The following is a 619-nucleotide window of genomic DNA, read 5'->3' as shown; positions in this document are numbered from 1 at the left end:
CAGGAGCGCGCCTGGCAGCGCGTATCCGCGCGGGCGCAGCAGAGCTCCTGGATGCATCGGCCTCGGCACCGCGTGGCACAGATGCCCAGGTCGAACACGGCTCCCCCGAGGACCAGGGGATCGATGGCTTCCCCGGCTTCACCGACTTCCAGACCCTCCTGCACCGCGGCGGCCTGTCATGACGCAGCCGCCACCCACGCGTGCCACGGCCTGGGAGGCCTACTTCACCACCACCTCACGCCTCTCGGAGCGCCTCGAGCGTGAACTCAAGAGGCGCTGCTCGCTGAGCCTGGCGGAGTACAACGTGCTCCTGCAGGTCTCCCGTTCCGGGGAGGAGGGGATCCGTCCCGCCACACTGGCCCGCCAGGTCGTGTTCAGCCCGTCACGTCTGACACACACCCTCCACCGCCTCCAGGAGCGTGGTCTGGTCGAGCGCAGGCGGTGCGAGACCGACGGGCGTGGTGAGGAGATACACCTGAGCGCCCAGGGACGCACCGGGTTCGCAGCAGCTGCAGGACTCCACCGTGACGTGGTCCGGCGCCTGGTCCTGGACGATCTGGTCCCAGGGGAGGAGGCGGTGCTCGAACGGGTCTTCACACGCATCGCGCACCGCCTGGAC

2 protein-coding genes are annotated in these 619 nt (G+C 69.6%); both read left to right on the top strand.

The window, feature by feature from the left end:
• A partial coding sequence (locus tag FK530_RS26465; protein WP_205124261.1) for a hypothetical protein occupies positions 1-182 on the top strand: 182 nt, incomplete at its 5' end.
• On the top strand, positions 179-619 hold a 441-nt coding region (locus FK530_RS24805), incomplete at its 3' end, for a MarR family winged helix-turn-helix transcriptional regulator (RefSeq protein ID WP_146489465.1). The genes FK530_RS26465 and FK530_RS24805, both read left to right, overlap by 4 nt.

The sequence above is a fragment of the Tsukamurella conjunctivitidis genome (assembly GCF_007858475.1).
GTDB lineage: Bacteria > Actinomycetota > Actinomycetes > Mycobacteriales > Mycobacteriaceae > Tsukamurella > Tsukamurella conjunctivitidis.
The sequence above is the reverse complement of the archived record's forward strand: the minus strand, read 5'-3'. Positions and strand labels throughout refer to the sequence as shown.